The organism is Streptomyces coryli, from assembly GCF_011044975.1.
Classification (GTDB): domain Bacteria; phylum Actinomycetota; class Actinomycetes; order Streptomycetales; family Streptomycetaceae; genus Streptomyces; species Streptomyces coryli.
This window is the reverse complement of sequence record NZ_JAAKZV010000029.1, coordinates 1-15935: the sequence shown is the minus strand read 5'-3', so window position 1 is coordinate 15935 and position 15935 is coordinate 1. Positions and strand designations below refer to the sequence as shown.

The 15935-nt window shown below is 71.7% G+C and carries 17 protein-coding genes and 1 pseudogene; 9 read left to right on the top strand and 9 right to left on the bottom strand.

The genetic code is table 11. The features are described from left to right. Positions 1 to 46: 46 nt before the first annotated feature. Positions 47 to 262: a hypothetical protein gene (locus tag G5C51_RS09820; protein WP_165235066.1), complete on the bottom strand. Its 216-nt coding sequence runs from the start codon at positions 260 to 262 to the stop codon at positions 47 to 49. 170 nt (positions 263 to 432) lie between these two features. Beyond that, positions 433 to 834, bottom strand: coding sequence for a DUF3099 domain-containing protein (locus G5C51_RS09815; protein ID WP_165235063.1), 402 nt, complete (start codon positions 832 to 834; stop codon positions 433 to 435). A gap of 145 nt (positions 835 to 979) precedes the next feature. Between G5C51_RS09815 and G5C51_RS09810 the strand changes: the two genes are divergently transcribed. Further along, on the top strand, positions 980 to 1267 hold the full coding sequence (locus G5C51_RS09810) for a GlsB/YeaQ/YmgE family stress response membrane protein (protein ID WP_165235060.1): 288 nt from the start codon (positions 980 to 982) through the stop codon (positions 1265 to 1267). A gap of 59 nt (positions 1268 to 1326) precedes the next feature. Here the strand turns inward: G5C51_RS09810 and tyrS are convergent, their stop codons facing one another. From tyrS to G5C51_RS09795, 3 genes are all read right to left on the bottom strand, one after another. Further along, complete coding sequence (gene tyrS, locus G5C51_RS09805; protein ID WP_165235057.1) at positions 1327 to 2595, bottom strand: tyrosine--tRNA ligase; 1269 nt, start codon at positions 2593 to 2595, stop codon at positions 1327 to 1329. 46 nt (positions 2596 to 2641) lie between these two features. Further along, entirely contained in the window at positions 2642 to 4024 is a 1383-nt protein-coding gene (locus G5C51_RS09800) for a TldD/PmbA family protein (protein WP_165235054.1), read from the bottom strand. A 103-nt stretch (positions 4025 to 4127) separates the two neighbouring features. Continuing rightward, complete coding sequence (locus tag G5C51_RS09795; protein ID WP_165235052.1) at positions 4128 to 5648, bottom strand: metallopeptidase TldD-related protein; 1521 nt, start codon at positions 5646 to 5648, stop codon at positions 4128 to 4130. A gap of 191 nt (positions 5649 to 5839) precedes the next feature. Here G5C51_RS09795 and fabG point away from each other — a divergent pair, with 191 nt between their 5' ends. The 3 genes from fabG to G5C51_RS09780 all read left to right on the top strand — a co-directional run bounded on the left by fabG (position 5840) and on the right by G5C51_RS09780 (position 7855). Next, a complete protein-coding gene (fabG, locus tag G5C51_RS09790) occupies positions 5840 to 6544 on the top strand; it encodes a 3-oxoacyl-[acyl-carrier-protein] reductase (RefSeq protein ID WP_165235049.1) in 705 nt (234 codons plus the stop codon). A 5-nt stretch (positions 6545 to 6549) separates the two neighbouring features. After that, positions 6550 to 7317, top strand: coding sequence for an enoyl-ACP reductase FabI (fabI, locus tag G5C51_RS09785; RefSeq protein WP_165235046.1), 768 nt, complete (start codon positions 6550 to 6552; stop codon positions 7315 to 7317). Positions 7318 to 7552: 235 nt separating this feature from the next. Continuing rightward, complete coding sequence (locus G5C51_RS09780; RefSeq protein ID WP_206313648.1) at positions 7553 to 7855, top strand: hypothetical protein; 303 nt, start codon at positions 7553 to 7555, stop codon at positions 7853 to 7855. On the opposite strand, the gene G5C51_RS09775 is transcribed toward G5C51_RS09780, so the two are convergent. Beyond that, positions 7836 to 8543 carry a FadR/GntR family transcriptional regulator gene (locus G5C51_RS09775; RefSeq protein WP_165235043.1) on the bottom strand — a complete coding sequence of 236 codons (708 nt, stop codon included), beginning with the start codon at positions 8541 to 8543 and terminating at the stop codon, positions 7836 to 7838. The genes G5C51_RS09780 and G5C51_RS09775 overlap by 20 nt on opposite strands. A gap of 71 nt (positions 8544 to 8614) precedes the next feature. Here G5C51_RS09775 and G5C51_RS09770 point away from each other — a divergent pair, with 71 nt between their 5' ends. From G5C51_RS09770 to G5C51_RS09760, 4 genes are all read left to right on the top strand, one after another. Next, a complete protein-coding gene (locus tag G5C51_RS09770) occupies positions 8615 to 9868 on the top strand; it encodes a CynX/NimT family MFS transporter (RefSeq protein WP_420824794.1) in 1254 nt (417 codons plus the stop codon). Positions 9869 to 9886: 18 nt separating this feature from the next. Beyond that, entirely contained in the window at positions 9887 to 10000 is a 114-nt protein-coding gene (locus G5C51_RS43725; protein WP_276617612.1) for an SGM_5486 family transporter-associated protein, read from the top strand. A gap of 144 nt (positions 10001 to 10144) precedes the next feature. Continuing rightward, positions 10145 to 10354, top strand: a complete 210-nt coding sequence (locus tag G5C51_RS09765) for a hypothetical protein (protein WP_165235038.1) — start codon at positions 10145 to 10147, stop codon at positions 10352 to 10354. Between the two features lie 100 nt (positions 10355 to 10454). Beyond that, entirely contained in the window at positions 10455 to 10976 is a 522-nt protein-coding gene (locus tag G5C51_RS09760; RefSeq protein ID WP_165235035.1) for a SixA phosphatase family protein, read from the top strand. A gap of 36 nt (positions 10977 to 11012) precedes the next feature. On the opposite strand, the gene G5C51_RS09755 is transcribed toward G5C51_RS09760, so the two are convergent. After that, on the bottom strand, positions 11013 to 13280 hold the full coding sequence (locus G5C51_RS09755) for an ATP-binding cassette domain-containing protein (RefSeq protein ID WP_165235032.1): 2268 nt from the start codon (positions 13278 to 13280) through the stop codon (positions 11013 to 11015). 62 nt (positions 13281 to 13342) lie between these two features. Between G5C51_RS09755 and G5C51_RS09750 the strand changes: the two genes are divergently transcribed. Further along, complete coding sequence (locus G5C51_RS09750; RefSeq protein ID WP_165235029.1) at positions 13343 to 14350, top strand: helix-turn-helix transcriptional regulator; 1008 nt, start codon at positions 13343 to 13345, stop codon at positions 14348 to 14350. Here the strand turns inward: G5C51_RS09750 and serB are convergent. Continuing rightward, a complete protein-coding gene (gene serB, locus G5C51_RS09745) occupies positions 14307 to 15503 on the bottom strand; it encodes a phosphoserine phosphatase SerB (protein WP_165235026.1) in 1197 nt (398 codons plus the stop codon). The genes G5C51_RS09750 and serB overlap by 44 nt on opposite strands. 61 nt (positions 15504 to 15564) lie before the next feature. Next, positions 15565 to 15935, bottom strand: a pseudogene (locus G5C51_RS09740) (hypothetical protein); the annotation flags it as partial.

The following is a 15935-nucleotide window of genomic DNA, read 5'->3' as shown; positions in this document are numbered from 1 at the left end:
CGCTTGAGGGCGAGCGCCGTCAGGCGCGATCGACGCGGCTAGCGCGCTACGCGCCTTCGGCTTCCTGCCAGTCCTTCAGCGCCACTACGTCCTTCAAGAACCCTCGCATGCCCAGGAATTGGGCCAGATGCTCGCGGTGTTCATCGCACGCCAGCCAGGTCTTGCGGCGCTCAGGGGTGTGCAGCTTGGGGTTGTTCCAGGCGAGCACCCAGACGGCAGCATCGCGACAGCCCTTGGCTGAGCAGATCAAGGATTCGTCCACGGCTACAAGCCTAGAGAGGGGGCGACGCCGGGCAGCCACGGGGGGAGCCGCCCGGCGTCGGTCCGTCGCTCCGACGGGGGATGCGGAGCGCCTACGAAGTATGTCACGGGACCCCCACCGCTAGGCACCGGATCTGCACTATTGATCTGAGGTTTTCTTGAGCTTCGCGCTCAACTCGCCCCGTGCGTACGGCCGGTGTGCCCCGTTTCCTCCGGGCCTGCGTGCTCTGCGGGGTCGGGGATCGTCTCCTCGGCATCCATGACCCGGCCCTCCAGCATCGGCTGCACAGGCTTCGGCACAAACGCCTCCGGCAGCCCCGGCGCGTTCTCCCGGCCGGCGTTCGCGACCACGACGGCCACGTACGGGAGGAAGGTCCCGAGGATGAGGGCGAAGATCGCGGTGAACCGCTCCACGTTCCACAGCAGCGCCGCCGCGACCACCGCCGCGGCGCGGATCAGCATGGAGATCACGTAGCGCCGCTGCCGGCCGCGCACGTCCTCGTCGAGGCTCTTGCGGGCCCCGGTGATCCGGAAGACCTCGCCGGAGCCGCCGGTGCCTCCACGCTTCCGCATCACGCTCTCCACCACCCGCCAGCTGGATATTTCTCTACGGTACGCCCAGGGCCGGGTACCGCATACGGCCCCCTCCCACATGCGGCCGAAGTGCGCCCGACGGACACTGGCACGACATGCGCACAATGCCGCATTAGGAGGCGACATGAGCTGGTTGTGGGCGATTTTGTTCGGCTTGGTACTGGGTGCCGCCGCGCGCGCCATCCTGCCGGGCAGGCAGAACATTCCCATCTGGCTGACCCTGGTCTTCGGCCTCATCGGAGCGATCCTCGGCAATGCCGTGGCGTCCTGGATCGGGGTCAACGACACCAAGGGCATCGACTGGATCCGGCACGCCCTGCAGCTCGCCGGCGCCGTGGCGATCGTGGCCCTGGGCGCCCCGATCTACGCGGGCACGCGCGGCAAGAGCAAGGCGAGGGCCCGCGGCCGCTAGCCGCCACAGCGAAGGGCCCGCCGCCGGTACGCACCGGCAGCGGGCCCTCAGGCCTGGAATCAGTCCGCCGCGACCTCGACCGCCGCCAGGTTGCGCTTGCCGCGCCGCAGCACCAGCCAGCGCCCGTGCAGCAGCTCGGCCGCCGCCGGCACCGCGTCCTCGCCGGCGACCTTGACGTTGTTCACGTACGCGCCGCCCTCCTTGACCGTGCGGCGGGCGGCCGACTTCGACGGCGAGAGCCCGGTCTCGGCCAGCAGGTCCACCACCGGGCCGAGCTCCGCCACCTTCGCGTGCGGCAGCTCGGACAGCGAGGCGGCGAGGGTGGCCTCGTCCAGCTCCGCCAGGTCGCCCTGGCCGAAGAGCGCCTTCGACGCGGCGATCACGGCGGCGCACTGGTCGGCGCCGTGCACCATCGCCGTCAGCTCCTCCGCAAGCGCCCGCTGCGCGGCCCGCATCTGCGGCTTCTCCTCGGTCAGCCGCTCCAGCTCCTCGATCTCCTCGCGGCTCTTGAAGCTGAAGATCCGCAGGAAGTTCGACACGTCCCGGTCGTCCGCGTTCAGCCAGAACTGGTAGAACGCGTACGGCGTGGTCCGCTCCGCGTCCAGCCAGATGGTGCCGGACTCGGTCTTGCCGAACTTGGTGCCGTCCGCCTTCGTGATCAGCGGCGTGGCCAGCGCGTGCACTGACGCCTCCGGGTGCACCCGGTGGATCAGGTCCGTACCCGAGGTGAGATTGCCCCACTGGTCGCTGCCGCCGGTCTGCAGCGTGCAGCCGTAGCGCTTGTAGAGCTCCAGGAAGTCGTAGCCCTGCAGGATCTGGTAGCTGAACTCGGTGTAGCCGATGCCGGCCTCGGAGTTCAGCCGCCGGGAGACGGCCTCCTTGGCGATCATCTTGTTGACCCGGAAGTGCTTGCCGACGTCCCGCAGGAACTCGATCGCGGACAGCCCGGACGTCCAGTCCAGGTTGTTCACCATCTCGGCCGCGTGCGGGCCCTCGAAGTCGAGGAAGCGCTCGATCTGACCGCGCAGCCGGCCGACCCAGTCGGCGACCGTGTCGAGGTCGTTGAGCTTGCGCTCGGCGTCCGGCTTCGGGTCGCCGATCAGGCCGGTGGCCCCGCCGACCAGACCCAGCGGCTTGTTGCCCGCCAGCTGGATCCGGCGCAGCGTGAGGATCTGCACCAGGTTGCCCAGGTGCAGGCTGGAGGCCGTCGGGTCGAAGCCGCAATAGAACGTGACGGGCCCGTCCGCGAACGCCTTGCGCAGTGCGTCCTCGTCAGTGGACAGGGCGATCAGCCCGCGCCACTTGAGCTCGTCGACGATGTCCGTCACGGTTCTCGTGTCTCCTTGTGATTGGTGGTTCGCGCCAGGTACGAGGTTATACGCCCTGGCTGACCGAGCTCATATTGAAATCCGGCACCCGCAGCGCCGGCATCGCGGCCCGGGTGAACCAGTCGCCCCACTCGCGCGGCAGCGTCGGCTCGGTCCGTCCCGCCTCGGTGGCCCTGGACAGCAGGTCGACAGGGGACTCGTTGAAGCGGAAGTTGTTCACCGCCCCGGTGACCTCCCCGTTCTCCACCAGATAGACGCCGTCCCTGGTGAGACCGGTCAGCAGCAGCGTCGCCGGGTCCACCTCGCGGATGTACCAGAGGCAGGTCAGCAGCAGCCCGCGCTCGGTCTCCGCGACCATCTCCGCCAGCGACTTCGTGCCGCCCGCGTCCAGGATCAGGTTGTCGATCTCGGGTGCTACCGGCAGCCCGGTCAGGCCCGCGGAGAAGCGCGAGGTGAGCAGGTTCACGAGCTTGCCGTCGCGGATCCAGTCGGTGGCGGTGAGCGGCAGGCCGTTGTCGAAGGCCGAGTAGTCGCCGCCGGAGGCGTGCGCGATGACGAAGGGTGCGGCCTCCAGGCCCGGCGCGTGCGGGTCGCTGCGCAGCGTCAGCGGCAGCTCGGCGAGCTGCTCACCGGCCTTGGTCGCGCCGCCCGGCTTGGAGAAGACGGTACGGCCGTCGACGGCGTCGCGGCCCGAGGCGGACCAGTACATGTACGTGAGCAGGTCGGCCACGGCGGACGGCGGCAGCAGCGTCTCGTACCGTCCGGCCGGCAGCTCGACCGGCCGCTCCGCCCAGGCGAGCTGCTGCGCGAGCTCGGCGTCCAGCGCCGCCGGGTCGACGTCGGTGAAGTCGCGGGTGGCCCGCCCGGCCCAGGCGGACTTCGTGCGGTCCGGGGACTTGGCGTTGATCTCCAGCGTCCCGGTCGGCTGGTCGTGCCGCAGCCGCAGGCCCGTGGACGTGCCCAGATAGGTCGAGGTGACCATGTGGTTCGCGAAGCCGTACAGCTCGCGGCCGCCGCGCTTGGCCGTCGCGAAGGACTCGCCGAGGGCCGGGGCGAAGGAGCCGAAGACCTCGGAGGAGGTCTCGGCGGGCGGCTCGGTGAAGGCGGGGGATGGCGGCACGTCGGTCACCAGCGGCTGCGCGTCCTCGGCGGGGCCGCCGTCGAGGGCGGCCGACTCGGCGGCCCGTACCAGACTCTCCAGGTCGTCCGCGGTCACGGCGGCGCGGGAGACGACGCCGGAGGCGGTGCCCTCCTGACCGTTGACGGTCGCGATGACGGTCAGCTGGCGGCCGCGGGTGACGCCGTTCGTCGTGAGCGCGTTCCCGGCCCAGCGCAGGTTCGCCGTCGACTGCTCGTCCGCGATGACGACGCACCCGTCCGCCCGGGAGAGCGCGAGGGCCCGCTCAACGATCTCGTGCGGCTTGCTCATCGACCGGCCTCCTGGGTGGTGTTGAGACTGTGCTGTCCCGGGGGACGACCCCCGGACCCCCGGCCGGTTGCGGCGCCGCCCCGGATCGAAAGGCTGAGCTCTGTCATCGTCCCGCCTCCTGGGTGGTGTTGAGGATGTTCACATTCCTGAAGAGGGCCGACGGGCAGCCGTGCGAGACCGCCGCGACCTGGCCCGGCTGGGCCTTGCCGCAGTTGAAGGCGCCGCCGAGGACGTATGTGTCCGGGCCGCCGACCGCGGACATCGAGCCCCAGAAGTCGGTGGTCGTGGCCTGGTACGCCACATCCCGGAGCTGGCCTGCCAGCCGCCCGTTCTCGATCTTGAAGAAGCGCTGGCCGGTGAACTGGAAGTTGTAGCGCTGCATGTCGATCGACCACGACCGGTCGCCGACCACGTAGATCCCGCGCTCCACCTCCCCGATCAGCTCGTCCGTCGTCGGCCCCTCGGGCGCCGGCTGCAGCGAGACGTTCGCCATCCGCTGCACCGGCACGTGGCCGGGGGAGTCCGCGTAGGCGCAGCCATTCGACCGCTCGAAGCCGGTCAGCTTCGCGATCCGGCGGTCCAGCTGGTAGCCGACCAGTACGCCGTCCTTGATCAGGTCCCAGGACTGCCCGGCCACGCCCTCGTCGTCGTAGCCGACGGTGGCGAGGCCGTGCTCGGCGGTCCGGTCACCGGTCACGTTCATCAGGTCGGAGCCGTACTGCAGCTTCCCGAGCTGATCGAAGGTCGCGAAGGAGGTCCCCGCGTACGCCGCCTCGTACCCGAGCGCCCGGTCCAGCTCGGTCGCGTGCCCGATCGACTCGTGAATGGTCAGCCACAGATTGGACGGGTCCACGACCAGGTCGTACGTGCCCGCCTCGACCGCCGGCGCCGCCATCTTCTCCGCCAGCCACTCCGGGATCCGCTCCAGCTCCGCGTCCCAGTCCCAGCCGGTGCCGGTCAGATACTCCCAGCCGCGCCCCACCGGCGGCGCGATGGTCCGCATCGAGTCGAACTCGCCCGACTCCGCCACCGCCACCGCGTCCAGCACCGGATGCAGCCGCACCCGCTGCTGCGTGGTGGAGGTCCCGGCGGTGTCGGCGTAGAACTTGTTCTCCTGCACCGTCAGCAGCGAGGCGTCCACATGCGCCACGCCCTTCGCCCGCAGCAGCCGCTCGCTCCACTCGGTCAGCAGCCCGGTCTTCTCGGTGTCCGGTACGTCGAAGGGGCTGATCTCGTACGCCGAGATCCAGGTCTTCTCCGCGTGCACCGGCTCCGGCGCCAGCTCCACCCGCTCGTCCGAGCCCGCCGCCGCGATCACCTGCGCCGACAGCTTCGCCATCGCCACTGCCTGCCCGGCCACCCGGGCCGCCGCGTCCGGCGTCATGTCGACGCCCGAGGCGAAGCCCCAGGCGCCGCCGTGCACCACCCGCACCGCATAGCCGAAGTCCGTCGTGTCCGAGGAGCCGGCGAGCTTCGCGTCGCGCAGCCGCCAGGATGCCGCCCGCACCCGCTCCAGCCGGAAGTCCGCGTGCTCGGCGCCGAGCGAGCGGGCGCGCGCCAGGGCGGCGTCCGCGAGCGCGCTCAGCGGCAGCGCGAGGAACGCATCATCGATCGAATGGGCCACGACCCGCCTCCAGATCCTTGGTTCGGTGTCGCGACCGATCATCTCCCGGCCGCCCGCTCTCCGCCCAGCCCTTTCTGTGGAAACCCGACAACCGTCCGGACGGGTGCCCTGTGGGGGGCGGATTGCCCGTCCCCGGCCGCAGCCCGATAGTTTTCAGGGGTTGAGACCTGACCTGACGAAAGGGTGGACCCTTGAGCCGCTCGGTACTGGTAACCGGAGGCAACCGCGGCATCGGCCTCGCCATCGCCCAAGCCTTCGTGGACGCTGGCGACAAGGTCGCCATTACGTACCGCAGCGGGGAGCCACCCAAGGGCTTCTTGGCTGTCAAGTGCGACATCACCGACACCGAGCAGGTGGACCGGGCGTACAAGGAGATCGAGGAGGCGCACGGCCCGGTCGAGGTGCTGGTCGCGAACGCGGGCATCACCAAGGACCAGCTGCTGATGCGGATGTCCGAGGAGGACTTCACCTCGGTCGTCGACACCAACCTCACCGGCACCTTCCGGGTGGTCAAGCGCGCGAACCGCGGCATGCTGCGGGCCAAGAAGGGCCGCGTCGTGCTGATCTCCTCGGTGGTCGGCCTGATGGGCTCGCCCGGCCAGGCGAACTACGCCGCCTCCAAGGCGGCCCTGGTCGGCTTCGCCCGCTCGCTCGCCCGTGAGCTCGGCTCGCGCAGTATCACCTTCAACGTCGTCGCGCCCGGTTTTGTCGACACCGACATGACCCAGGCGCTCACGGACGAGCAGCGTCAGGGCATCGTCTCCCAGGTGCCGCTCGGCCGTTACGCGCAGCCGGAGGAGATCGCCAATACGGTGCGCTTCCTCGCCTCCGACGACGCCTCGTACATCACCGGAGCCGTCATTCCCGTGGACGGCGGATTGGGCATGGGTCACTGAGCACCATGAGTGGAATCCTTGACGGCAAGCGCATCCTCATCACCGGCGTGCTGATGGAGTCCTCCATCGCCTTCCACGCCGCGAAGCTGGCGCAGGAGCAGGGCGCCGAGATCATCCTGACGGCGTTCCCGCGGCCGACGCTCACCGAGCGGATCGCGAAGAAGCTGCCGAAGCCGACCACGGTCATTGAGCTGGACGTCTCCAACGACGAGCACCTGGCCGGCCTCGCGGACAAGGTCCGCGCCGAGCTCGGCGGCCTCGACGGCATCGTGCACTCCATCGGCTTCGCGCCGCAGGACGCGCTGGGCGGCAACTTCCTCGAGACGCCCTTCGAGTCGGTGTCTACGGCGATGCACGTGTCCGCGTACTCGCTGAAGTCGCTGACGATGGCGTGCAAGCCGCTGATGGAGAACGGCGGCTCGGTGGTCGGCCTCACCTTCGACGCGCAGTTCGCGTGGCCGCAGTACGACTGGATGGGCCCGGCCAAGGCCGCGCTCGAGTCGACGAGCCGCTACCTCGCCCGCTACCTCGGCGAGGACGACATCCGCTGCAACCTGATCTCGGCCGGCCCGATCGGCTCGATGGCGGCCAAGTCCATCCCGGGCTTCTCCGACCTCGCCGCCGTCTGGGACAGCCGCTCCCCGCTGAAGTGGGAGCTCTCCGACCCGGAGCCGGCGGGCAAGGGCATCGTCGCCCTGCTCTCTGACTGGTTCCCGAAGACGACGGGCGAGATCATCCACGTCGACGGCGGCCTGCACGCGATCGGCGCGTAGCGCGCCGGGGGCGTCCGCGCGGGGTTTGGTCCCGGCGCAGGTCAGGCTGGCGGGTGCGGTTCGGCCGCGCCCGCCCGCCCGCCGCCCCGACGTCCCTCGATCGGCCTACTCGCGGCGCATTCCCAGCGCCCCGGGCGCACCCTGAGAGGACAGCATCCGCGGTCTTCCCGCGGCGAGTTGTCCTTGTGGTGCAGCAGCGGCGTTCAGCCGCAGTACGGCCGAGGAGGTTGATGTCATGCGCAGACGCAGCAGCCTCCTCGCCGCCGTCCTCCTGGGGACCGTCCTCGCGACCCCCGCGCGAGCGGACGCGAGCATCGCCGACTGCCGTACGAACGTCACCGGCGATACCGTCACCGCCCGCTGCCACAACCCCAACGGCACCGCCGACCGCGTGCAGCTGCACGTCGAGTGCGCGGAGTGGTGGGACCCGGACACCGACAGCCGGGCCGTGACCTTGAACCCGAGCCAGGGCCGGGAGTTCCGCGGCCGCTGCTGGTTCGGGATAGCCAGGGCGTGGGTCAGCCACGCTCCCCGCTGAGCAGCCGCTCCTCGCCGCGGCCCTCCAGCACGCAGTGCAGCGCGTGCGCCGCCGCCTCCGCGCCCGCGGCATCGGCGTTCTGCGCCCGGATCGCGTCCACGAGCCGCCCGTGGTCCATGTACACCTCGGGCCGCAGCTCGGCGCCGACCTCCAGGTGCAGATGATCCCGTAGCACCGCGTCCAGATCCGCGTACATCTCGGTCAGGATCTCGTTGTGCGACGCGGTCACCACCGACAGGTGGAAGGTCGCGTCCGCGTCCACGAAGGCGGCCACGTCGCCCGCCGCCCATGCCCGCTCCCGCCGGTCCAGCAGCGCGTCGATCCGCTTCAGCTCCTGCTCCGTACGCCGCACCGCCACCAGCCGCGCCGCCTGCGACTCCAGCGCGCTGCGCAGCTCCGCGAAGTCCCGCATCCGGGAGCCCGCGAAGCGCCGCCGCATCACCCCGGCGAGCTCGCTCGTGGCCACGACATACGTGCCCGAGCCCTGCCGGATGTCGAGCAGCCCGTTGTTGGCCAGCGCCCGGACCGCCTCGCGGACCGTGTTCCTGGCCACACCCAGCTGCTCCACCAGCTCGGGTTCGGTGGGGATGCGGTCGCCCACCGGCCACTCGCCGGAGGTGATCTGGTTCCGCAGCTCGGCGATGACCTGGTCGGTCAGGCTCGCGCGGCGGGGGGAGTGCAGGGGCATGACCTAGATCTCCTCAGGTCCTCTGGTCCTGGCTGGACAAGCATTCATCCCATGATTCTATGATGGGCAACATGCTACGCGAGAAGACCACTGCCACCCGCACCAGCGCGACCGACGCGCTCCCCGAGCCGACCACCTCCCCGTGGCCGCGCCGGATCATGGTGGCGGCCCTCCTTCTCGCCGCCATCAACCTCCGCCCGGCCATCTCCTCGCTCGGCGCGATGATGGAGGAGGTGCGCGACGGCGTCGGCATGAACGGCACCGTCGCCGGCCTGCTCACCTCCATGCCGGCCGTCTGTTTCGCGATCTTCGGCAGCCTCGCCCCGCGACTGGCCCGCCGCTTCGGCCCGGCGAAGGTCGTCTGCGGCGGCATGGTCGCCATCACCGCGGGCCTGCTCGTACGGCCGCTGCTGGGCAACACCGCCGGCTTCCTGGCCGCCAGCGCCCTGGCCCTGGCCGGCATCGCGGTCAGCAACGTCCTGCTGCCCGCCATCGTCAAGCGCTGGTTCCCCGACCGGGTCGGCCCGATGACCGGCCTGTACTCGATGGGCCTCGCCCTCGGCACCTCCGCCGCCGCGGCCGCCACCGTCCCCGTCGCGCACGCCTTCGGCGGCAGCTGGCGGATCGGGCTCGGCGCCTGGGCGCTGGTCGCCGCCGTCGCGGTGCTGCCCTGGTTCGGCGTGCTGCGCGGCGACCGTAAGACGGACGGGGGCACGCGGCAGGCCGCCCAGGCCGACGCGCAGCCGGTGCGCCTCACCCGCAGCCCCACCGCCTGGGCGCTCGGCGTCTTCTTCGGCTTCCAGGCCACCGCGGCGTACGTGACCCTCGGCTGGCTGCCGCAGATCTACCGCGACGCGGGCCTCTCGGCCGGCACTGCCGGCGTGCTGCTCGCGGTCGTCATGGGCCTCGGGGTGCCGCTGGCCTTCGTGCTGCCGCGGGTCGCCGAGCGGCTCAAGCACCAGGGCCCGATCGCGGTCGTGATGGGCCTGTGCGGCCTGGCCGGCTATGCGGGTCTGTGGCTGTGGCCGCACGGCGGGGCCTGGGTGTGGGCGCTGCTGCTCGCCGTGTCCAACTGCTCCTTCCCGCTCGTGCTCACCCTCATCGGCATGCGCTCGCGCACCGGCGCCGGCGTCGTGAAGCTGTCCGCCTTCGCCCAGTCCACCGGTTACGTGATCTCCATCCCCGGCCCGCTCGTCGTCGGCGGCCTCTACAGCGCCACCGGCGGCTGGGGCGCGCCGCTGGGGCTGATGGCCGCGCTGATGGTGATTCAGATCGGCGTCGGCGTGGTGGCCGGGCGGGACCGCGTGGTCGAGGACGAGATCTGACATGGGAGACTGGTCGGCATGCCAGTCCTCGAGCCCAATCCCCAGGGTGGCCAGCGGAAGTTTCTGGGCATTCTGGGTGTCATCGCCCTGATCACCATCGTCATCTCGGTCGTCGCCACGGTGCTTTCCTGAGCGGGGGTGGGGCTAGCCCCACCGTCCCCTAGGGGGCCAGGGTCAGGGGTAACTGGGTGGGTCACCGGATAGGACCGGCGGCCCCGGCTGCGTAGCGTTCCACGTAACGCGAAACGCCCACCCCAGAGCCCCGGAGGCGATCCCATGGCGGCCACCGTCCCCACCCCCCGGTCCACCCGGCCGGGCAGCCCCGCCGAGACGCGGCTGCGGTGGTGGGTGCTGGCGCTGCCGGTCGCCGCCTTCGCGCTGCTGCTGGCGCTCGGCGCCGGGGGAGCGCAGGCGGCGAGCGGCGAGCTGCCGCTGTCGCAGTTCCTCGCCTGGTTCCAGGCCAATGTGGTCTCCGGGCTGATGTGATCGGGCGCGGCCCGGGACACTCCTGCGGGAGGTCACCCATGCCGGTCGAGCATCCCAACACCGCCCGCCCGCAGGCGCGTTTCGTGCGAAGCTGGGGCACATGAGCGTAGAAACGGCCCGCAGCATCATCCTTCTCCGCCATGCGAAAGCAGACTGGCCGCAGGTGTCCGACCATGATCGCCCGCTCGCCGAGCGCGGCCGCAAGGAGGCCCCGCTCGCCGGAGACTGGCTCGCGAAGGAGGGCCTCGCGCCCGACCGAGCGCTGTGCTCCACCGCCGTCCGCACCCGCGAGACCTGGAAGCTGGTGGTGCCGAAGCTGCCGGCGCGGCCCAAGACCGTTTACGAGGACCGGCTCTACGAGGCGTCCCTGGGCGAGCTGATCGCCGTCGTCAACGAGACCCCGGACGACGTCCGGAACCTCATCGTGATCGGCCACAACCCCGGCGTCCACGCCCTCGCCGACGCGCTGTCCGCGCGCGCGGACGACGATGCGGCGGCCCGGATGAACCGCAGCGGCTTTCCGACGGCGGCGATCGCCGTGGTGTCTTTCGCAGGTGACTGGAAGTCCGTGGAGCACGGCATGGACGGCACGCTGACGCACTTCTGGACATCACACACGTAGGCAGCGGGGGCCGGGGGCAGCGCCCCGGCCCTCCACCTAAGCAGCGAGATCCCGGCGCAGATACTCCGCGGTCGCCGTGTCCGCCGCCGCCAGCTGTGCCGGGGTTCCCTCGAACACCACCCGGCCGCCGTCCCGGCCGCCGTCCGGGCCCAGGTCAAGCACCCAGTCCGCGCGCTTGACTACGTCGAGGTTGTGCTCGACGGCGAGCACCGTGTTGCCCGCGTCGACCAGGCGGTCGAGCAGGCCCGACAGCACCTCGACATCGGCCATGTGCAGCCCGGTCGTCGGCTCATCGAATACGTACACCCCGCCGCTGCCGTCCAGCCGCCCGGCCAGCTTCAGCCGCTGCCGCTCACCGCCCGACAGCGCGGTGAGCGACTGCCCCAGCCTTACGTACCCGAGCCCGACCTCGGCGAGCGCCCGCAGCGGGCCGCGCAGCACCGGCTCCGCGGCGAAGTGTTCGGCGGCCTGGTCCGCGGTCAGCTCGAATACGTCGGCGATCGACAGCCCGGCCACCGTGTGCCGCAGCGCCTCGGCATTGAAGCGCCGCCCCGCGCAGGTCGCGCACCGCGTGGTGACCGGGTCGAGGTAGCCGAGGTCGGTGCGGATCACGCCCAGGCCCTTGCAGTCCGGGCACGCCCCGCGGGAGTTGAAGCTGAACAGCGCCGCGTCGGCGCCCGTCGCGCGGGCGAACAGCCGCCGCACGGTGTCCAGCAGCCCGAGATACGAGATCACCGCCGACCGCGACGACGCGTGCGGCGCCGACTGGTCCACCACCACCGGCTCCCCGCGCTCCGCCCCGTACCGCCGCACGAACTCCGCCACCAGCGAGCTCTTCCCCGACCCGGCGACGCCGGTGACCGCGGTCAGCACGCCGAGCGGCACGCGCACGCGCACATCGCGCAGGTTGTGCAGCGAGGCACCCTCGACGGCGAACCAGCCCGCCGGCGCCCGCACCTCCTCCCGCACCGGCACCCGCTGCCGCAGCCACCGCCCGGTCACGGTGTCCGCCGCGCCGAGCCCCGCCGCAGGGCCCGCGTACACCACCTCGCCGCCGCGCGCGCCCGCGCCGGGGCCGAGGTCGATCGCGTGGTCGGCGGCCGCCATCACATCGCGGTCGTGCTCGACGACCAGCACCGTGTTGCCCTTGTCGCGCAGCTGCCGCAGCAGGTCGGTGAGGCGGTGCACATCGCGCGGGTGCAGCCCCGTCGTCGGCTCGTCGAAGATGTACGTCAGCCCGCTGAGGCTCGACCCCAGCTGCCGTACGGTCTTCAGCCGCTGCGCCTCGCCGCCCGACAGCGACGCGGTGGCCCGGTCCAGGCTCAGATACCCGAGCCCGATGTCCACCAGCCGCTCCAGCGAGCCGGCCGCCGCGGCCGCGACCGGGCCGCCCACCGGGTCGTCGATCTGCTTCAGCTCGGCGAGCAGGTCGACGGCGTCGAGCGCGGTCAGGTCGGCGATCGACCGGCCGTCGATCTTCGAGGCCCTGGCCGCCTCGTTCAGCCGCGAGCCGCCGCACTCCGGGCACGGGCCCTCGGTGACCACGCGGCGCACGGCGGCGCGGGAGTGGGCGGGTGCGTCGCGGTCCAGGTACAGCCGGTTGAAGCGGACGACGAGTCCCTCGTACGCGTTGTGGCCCTGCTCGCCGGTGCTCTTGTTGCGGCGCGGGACCCGGAAGCCCTTGCCGTACAGCAGCTTGTCCCAGTCCTGCGGGCTGAAGTCCCCGATCGGCAGGTCCGGGTCGAACAGCCCCGACTCGGCATACGTCTGCCACCACACCGAGCCCACCTCGAACGGCTTGAAGCGGATCGCGCCCTCATTGAGCGACTTCGACCGGTCCAGAAACGCCTCCAGGTCCAGCCGCCGCACCCGGCCGAGCCCCGAGCACTCCGGGCACATCCCGCGCGGGTCGTTGAACGAGTACGCCGTCGACTCACCCGCGCTCGGCGTGCCGATGCGCGAGAACAGCAGCCGCAGCGCCGTGTAGATGTCCGTCATCGTGCCGACGGTGGAGCGCGCCCCGCCGCCGACCGGCCGCTGGTCGATGACCACGGCGGGCGCGAGGTGGTCGAGCAGGTCCGCCTGCGGCCGCTCCTGCCGGGGCAGCCGGTTGCGTACGAACGAGGAGAAGGTCTCGGCCAGCTGCCGCTGCGATTCGGCGGCGATGGTGCCGAACACAAGCGAGGACTTGCCGGAGCCGGAGACCCCGGTCACGACGGTGATCTTGTCCCGGGGGACGGTGACGTCGACGTCCTTGAGGTTGTGCTCGCGGGCGCCGGCGATCCGCATGTCGTTGTGAGCCATACGATCACGGTACGACCGAAGCAGGTCAGAACCTGACCGCCTTTTCTGCGATGCTGAAGGGCATGAGCGACACCCCGGCGAGGCTGCTGAAGCTGCTGTCCGTGCTGCAGAGCGGCCGCGAGTACACCGGTCCTGAGCTGGCCGAACGGCTGAGCATCAGCCCGCGCACGGTACGCCGCGACATCGACCGGCTGCGCGAGCTCGGCTATCCGGTGGAGGCGACCATCGGCGCGATCGGCGGCTACCGGCTGACGGCGGGGAAAGCCATGCCGCCGCTGCTGCTGGACGACGACGAGGCGGTGGCGGTCGCGGTCGGCCTGCGCCGGGCCGCGGCCGACAACATCTCGGGCATCGCCGAGTCCTCCGCGCGGGCGCTGGCCAAGCTGGAACAGGTCCTTCCTGACCGTCTCCGCCGCCGCGTCGGCACCCTGCAGCGCGCCACGGTCCCGCTGACCGTCGGCCCGACCGGTGCCGTTCCGGCGCCGCACGGCGAGGTGGACGCGGACACCCTGGCGGTGCTCGCGGCGGCCAGCACCAAGGGGGAGGGGCTGCGGTTCGGGTACCGGGGCAAGCAGGGTGCCCCAGGCGCGCGGCACGTGGAGCCGTTCCGGCTGGTCAGCACCGGCGGCCGCTGGTATCTGGTGGCGTACGACCGGGACCGGGAGGACTGGCGGAGCTTCCGCGTGGACCGGATCAGCGAGCCCCGGCCCACGGGCGTACGGCATCCGGCGCGGGAGCTGCCCGCCGAGGACGCCGCCGCCTTCGTCGCGGAGGGCATCGCGGGCCCGCGCGCCCGCTACCGGGCGGTGGTGACCCTGTTCGTACCGCTGGCGGAGGCGGCCCGGCGGCTGCCGCGAGGCGCGGGCCGGCTGGAGCGGGATCCGGACTCGGCGGACCGCTGCACACTGATCACGGGCGGCGACGCGCTCGACTGGCTGGCGGTGCGGATCGCGCTGCTGGAGATCGACCTCGAGGTGCGGGAGCCGCCGGAACTGGTGGAGTTCCTGGACGCGATGGGCCGGCGGCTCACTCGGCGAGGCCGTCGGCGGCCTCTACCTCCTCGCGGGTGATGCCGAGGAGGTAGAGCACCGTGTCGAGGAAGGGGACATTGACCGCGGTGTGCGCGGCCTCCCGTACGACGGGCTTGGCATTGAAGGCGACGCCGAGGCCGGCCGCGTTGAGCATGTCGAGGTCGTTGGCGCCGTCGCCGATGGCGACGGTCTGGTCGAGCGGCACCCCCGCCTGCTCGGCGAAGGAGCGGAGGAGGCGGGCCTTCTGCGCCCGGTCGACGATCGGCCCGGTCACCCGGCCGGTGAGCTTGCCGTCCACGATCTCAAGGGTGTTGGCGGAGGCGAAGTCCAGGCCGAGCTTCTCCTGGAGATGGTCGGTGACCTGCGTAAATCCGCCGGAGACCACGCCGACCTGATAGCCGAGCCGCTTCAGCGTACGGACGAGGGTGCGGGCGCCGGGGGTGAGCCGCACCTGCTCGCGGACCTTCTCCACCACGGCCTCGTCGAGCCCCTCCAGCAGCGCGACGCGGGCGTGCAGCGACTGCTCGAAGTCCAGCTCGCCGCGCATCGCCGCGGCCGTGACCTCGGCGACCTTGTCCTCGCAGCCGGCGTGCCCGGCGAAGAGCTCGATCACCTCGTCCTGGATGAGCGTCGAGTCCACATCCATGACGACGAGGCGCTGCGCCCGCCGCTGCAGCCCGGACGCGACGACGGCGATGTCCACGCCGAGGGCGGCGGCCTTGGTGGCGAGCGCCGTACGCAGCTTCTCGGTGGCGGCGCCGGAGACGGCGAACTCGACCGCCGTCACGGGGTACTTGGCCAGCCGGAAGATCCGGTCGATGTTGCCGCCGGTCCCGGTGATCTCCGCGGCGATCGCCGCCGTGGACTCGGCGGTCAGCGGATGCCCGAGCACGGTGACGTGCGAACGGCCCGACCCGCGCGGCCGGTTGTCCCCGTGCCCGGTGATGATCTCGGCCTGCAGCTTGAGCGATTCGGCCCAGCTGTGCACGGTGGCCCGCAGCTCGCCCTCGGTGGCGTGGACGGGCTCGGTGACCAGGGCGCAGAGGGTGATGCGCCCACGGGTGACGATCTGCTCGATGTCGACCACATCGACGGAGTAGGCGGCGAGGGTGTCGAACAGCCCGGCGGTGATGCCAGGACGGTCCTTGCCGAAGATCTTGACCAGCAGCGTGGGGACATCAGGCGCGCTCATGATGCGCACAGGCTATCGCCTGGCCTTGCACCACTGAACGTAACCCCGGCGCCGGCCCGCATCACCGCCGCTTGCGCGGACCGCCCGTACCACCACCGGGCTTCCCCGGCGGCGGCGGTGGCCCGTCCGCGTCCGGCGTCCCCCAGCGCGGCTGCTGCTTGCGCGCGCGCCGCTTCCCCGGCGGCAGCGGCGGCGGCACCGCCGCGCCGATCGTCGGCGCGCTGTACGCCCCGCCGCCCCCCGCCGGAGGTGCCTCGGCGGGCGGCGGCTCCACGTACGGATTCCGCTCACCTTCTGGCCGATAGCCCCTGGCCGGGTTGTACGGGCCGGGCTGATACGCGATCGAGGGGTAGGTGCGCCCGGAGTCGCCCGCATCCGTCCCCACCCGCGCCGCCCCGCGCGCCAGCGGCGCGGCCCGCTCCCCGGCCGAGC

What these genes read in the sequence shown, in the direction of transcription:
- fabI (WP_165235046.1), top strand. Translation starts at nt 6,550, where the DNA reads ATGAGTGGAATCCTTGACGGCAAGCGCATCCTCATCACCGGCGTGCTG.
- G5C51_RS09800 (WP_165235054.1), bottom strand. Translation starts at nt 4,024, where the DNA reads ATGAGCAAGCCGCACGAGATCGTTGAGCGGGCCCTCGCGCTCTCCCGG.
- G5C51_RS09815 (WP_165235063.1), bottom strand. Translation starts at nt 834, where the DNA reads ATGCGGAAGCGTGGAGGCACCGGCGGCTCCGGCGAGGTCTTCCGGATC.
- G5C51_RS09755 (WP_165235032.1), bottom strand. Translation starts at nt 13,280, where the DNA reads ATGGCTCACAACGACATGCGGATCGCCGGCGCCCGCGAGCACAACCTC.
- G5C51_RS09750 (WP_165235029.1), top strand. Translation starts at nt 13,343, where the DNA reads ATGAGCGACACCCCGGCGAGGCTGCTGAAGCTGCTGTCCGTGCTGCAG.
- G5C51_RS09775 (WP_165235043.1), bottom strand. Translation starts at nt 8,543, where the DNA reads ATGCCCCTGCACTCCCCCCGCCGCGCGAGCCTGACCGACCAGGTCATC.
- G5C51_RS43725 (WP_276617612.1), top strand. Translation starts at nt 9,887, where the DNA reads ATGCCAGTCCTCGAGCCCAATCCCCAGGGTGGCCAGCGGAAGTTTCTG.
- G5C51_RS09810 (WP_165235060.1), top strand. Translation starts at nt 980, where the DNA reads ATGAGCTGGTTGTGGGCGATTTTGTTCGGCTTGGTACTGGGTGCCGCC.
- G5C51_RS09780 (WP_206313648.1), top strand. Translation starts at nt 7,553, where the DNA reads ATGCGCAGACGCAGCAGCCTCCTCGCCGCCGTCCTCCTGGGGACCGTC.
- serB (WP_165235026.1), bottom strand. Translation starts at nt 15,503, where the DNA reads ATGAGCGCGCCTGATGTCCCCACGCTGCTGGTCAAGATCTTCGGCAAG.
- G5C51_RS09765 (WP_165235038.1), top strand. Translation starts at nt 10,145, where the DNA reads ATGGCGGCCACCGTCCCCACCCCCCGGTCCACCCGGCCGGGCAGCCCC.
- G5C51_RS09760 (WP_165235035.1), top strand. Translation starts at nt 10,455, where the DNA reads ATGAGCGTAGAAACGGCCCGCAGCATCATCCTTCTCCGCCATGCGAAA.
- G5C51_RS09770 (WP_420824794.1), top strand. Translation starts at nt 8,615, where the DNA reads ATGCTACGCGAGAAGACCACTGCCACCCGCACCAGCGCGACCGACGCG.